The sequence below is a fragment of the Gordonia sp. (in: high G+C Gram-positive bacteria) genome (genome assembly GCF_049299075.1).
GTDB lineage: Bacteria > Actinomycetota > Actinomycetes > Mycobacteriales > Mycobacteriaceae > Gordonia.
In genome coordinates, this window is sequence record NZ_JBAQWU010000167.1 from 1 (window position 1) to 2,923 (window position 2,923).

Below are 2,923 nucleotides of genomic sequence, written 5' to 3' on the forward strand. Positions count from 1 at the left end.
CCCCTGAGCCTGTCGAAGGGTCTGCCCCGTCGAAAGCCGAGCCGACATCCCCAGCCGACCGCAGATCAGCACCCCTTACGACCACCCGTCGCCGTCGAGCATCCCGTCGGGAATCAACGCCGCCACGACCCCGCTCACCGTCTCGCGCGCATGCCGGGCACTCTCGTCGTCCGCCACGATTTCCAGGGGCGTGTCCGGCAGTTCCTCGGTCCCGTCGGTGTACTGAACATCCTCGGTGGCCTGGACCACCAGGATGTACCGGCTGCCGGGACCGAAGGTGCCCGTCGTGAGGTGAATCCACTGCGCATCGACGCAGCACATCCACCCCTGCTTGAGCGCCCCGAGCGAGCCGACCGAGCCGTCCCCGACCGAGCCAGCCCCGAACGCCGCAGGCAGACCGAAACTCTGGTCGTAGCCGTCCGCGCCCACTTCGGTCCACTGCCCGAGATAGCCGAGGATCCGGTCGGCCCAGTTGGGCTCGGAACGGATACCGGGCAGGGCCCGAAGCACAACAGCGCTGCGCTCGTCGAGCAACTGGTTGTAGAACTGCGCGATGTCGGACGCGGTGGTGCTGGTGTGCCACCACAGCCCGTCCACCGGCGCCGCCGTACCGCTCAGTCCGTAGCGCCCGGCCACCGCACCGACCAGATCCGGCCCACCCAGCGCATCCCACAGAACAGTCGCGGCACCGTCGTCGGACGCCGAGAGCATCGCGTCCAGCAACGCGTCGTCCTCGATGGTCGCGGCCCGCTCGCCGGTCACATCCAGGAACGCGAGCTGCGAGGCGATGAAGAGCTTGGCCACCGACGCGGTCAGTACCTGTTGCTCCGCGCGCAGACCGACGCGCTCCCCCGTCGCCCGATCGACGAAGGCCAGCGAGACGCGGGCCTGCCGAGAAGCCGCCCAGTCCTCGACCGCACCCAACCGCTCGGCGACCATGTCCGCCGGAGTCGACGCCGCCGACTCCTCTGGCTCGGTAGCCATGGCCACGAGCACTGCCGTCGCGGACGTCAGGACCGCAATGACGAGCGCCAGGACGGGACGACGGCGCCCTGCCTCGCGCACTCGCGATCCGGACATATCGCCAGGGTACGCTGGCGCCGCCGACCACCGTCACGAGTAGTCGACCGGAGCAGACCACCCGCCGCCGCCTGAGCGACGCCGAGTACGCCGAGATGGCCGCCGACTACGCGGCCAATCCGCCGCACCCCGACAACGTCGGTTCGACTGCCCACCGAGATCAAGTCCCGCCTGGACGCACGTGCCGCAAGCGAGGACGTGCGACCTGCCGAGATCATCCGCCGCGCCCTCATCGAGTACCTCGACCGGCACCCCGCCTGACCGATTCAGTGCGCTCACACGTGTCAAACCATTCAACACATCGACGGTTCGCGTTAAGTTCCTCCGCAAAATTCGACACATCGCGAAGAGTCAGATCCGCTCATGCCCGCAGCCGCTCACCGCGGAGATGAGCGGCCGCAGGCCGCCGATCAGCGGACCACCAGGTCATTCTTGGTAGCACTGAGCGTGATCGGGGCGATCTGCTTACCCCGCATCCAGCCGTTCACAAAGCCCTTCACCGCCGGATCGCTCTTCCGCTTAGCCCACACCTCATCGGGCAGTTCGACGGCGCCGATCAGGTGCCGCGGCGTCGCGGTCAGCCCAGCCGCCGACGGCGCCATCCGCATACCGTCGGCGGTGTGCAGCAGCACGGGAATCGTGGCGCCCGAAGGCGTCGTCACCGTCGCCTCCCTCGTGGTCACCGCCGGATCGAAGCCCTGCACCGACAGCCGGTAGCCGGACGGACCGGCCGTCAGCCCCACCTGATCGAGCATGCGGGGATCGACGACGCTGTACGGCAGCCCGATGTCGACCAACAACTGCCCGTCGACCAGCGCATCCCGCGACGGCAACGGCGCCGACAAGTTCCACGGCGCCGGCGCCGCCAGCGTCTCGGCCGAGCGATCAGCCGCCGAATTCTCCAGCAACTCGCCCTGCAACGCGGTGCCGGTCGCGGTGAACTGCCACTGCTGCGCATGCAGCTTCTTGTGCCAATACCCGGTCTTGCCGTTGCGCCGGCCCTCCACCCGCAACTCTCGATTCTCCGCACCCGGACCGGGCGAGACGACGGTGAGCACCGAGGTGATCTCGCCGGGAATCTTCGGCTGCTGCTTCCAATCCGGCGCCGGCAACTGCACGGCCGCGGTGGACCGGTCGGCCATCTCCTGAGCCAAGCTCCCCGCCGACGGCTTCCCGTCCTGCGAATCCCAGCTGTACCGGAAGAACACCGAATCCGAGCCGGACGAGTCGAAATCGAACGTCCGCGTGAACATGTCGCCGTAGCGGTTCGTCACGAACATCGTCGACGCCGACGCCGAGAGCGCCACCGACTGGAAACGCCCACCCAGCGGACTGCCCACCTCGTAGCTGCGGTCGTTCGGCAGCCACGGATCGGCGTAATAGATGCGGCTGCCATCACCGGTCAGCGCCGGAATCATCGTCATCTTGGCGTTCCCGCTCGGATGCACCCGGCCGGCGATGTCCAGATACTCCCGGTTGTCCCACGGCGAGGTCACCGACAGCGCCCACCCGTTCGGCCGCACCGTATCGGCGGGCAACGTCTGCCCCGAGCCCATCCAGAGCATCGCGCCCCAACCGGACGTCCAATTCCACAGCAGCGGCGACTGATTCACCGGATCCATCGTGTAGATCCACCGGTTCAGGTCGATCCCGACCAACTCATCGTCGTCGAGCGAGATCGCGGTCAGCTGCCCCTTCAAGCACGACGGCAGCGGGACCACCCGCCACACCTTCGTGTGCCGCGGCCGCGTCAGCAACGTGCCCCCGGGCAGCAGCGTGAACTCCCAGTACCGGTTGAACTGGGTGCGTTCGGTGCGCAGATCCACCCGCGCCGGCGCCGCGG

The 2,923-nt window shown here is 68.3% G+C and carries 3 protein-coding genes; 1 reads left to right on the plus strand and 2 read right to left on the minus strand.

All coding sequences use genetic code 11. The annotated features are described in order from the left end of the window. Window positions 1-75: 75 nt before the first annotated feature. Complete coding sequence (locus WAW85_RS05665; protein ID WP_422558669.1) at window positions 76-1,080, minus strand: hypothetical protein; 1,005 nt, start codon at window positions 1,078-1,080, stop codon at window positions 76-78. Window positions 1,081-1,227: 147 nt separating this feature from the next. Here WAW85_RS05665 and WAW85_RS05670 point away from each other — a divergent pair, with 147 nt between their 5' ends. Next, window positions 1,228-1,341: a hypothetical protein gene (locus WAW85_RS05670; protein WP_422558671.1), complete on the plus strand. Its 114-nt coding sequence runs from the start codon at window positions 1,228-1,230 to the stop codon at window positions 1,339-1,341. A 149-nt stretch (window positions 1,342-1,490) separates the two neighbouring features. Here the strand turns inward: WAW85_RS05670 and WAW85_RS05675 are convergent. Next, a partial coding sequence (locus WAW85_RS05675) for a hypothetical protein (protein ID WP_422558670.1) occupies window positions 1,491-2,923 on the minus strand: 1,433 nt, incomplete at its 5' end.

Bases quoted from the DNA above. Each gene is read 5' to 3' on its own strand.
- WAW85_RS05665 (WP_422558669.1), bottom strand. From the start codon at position 1,080: ATGTCCGGATCGCGAGTGCGCGAGGCAGGGCGCCGTCGTCCCGTCCTG.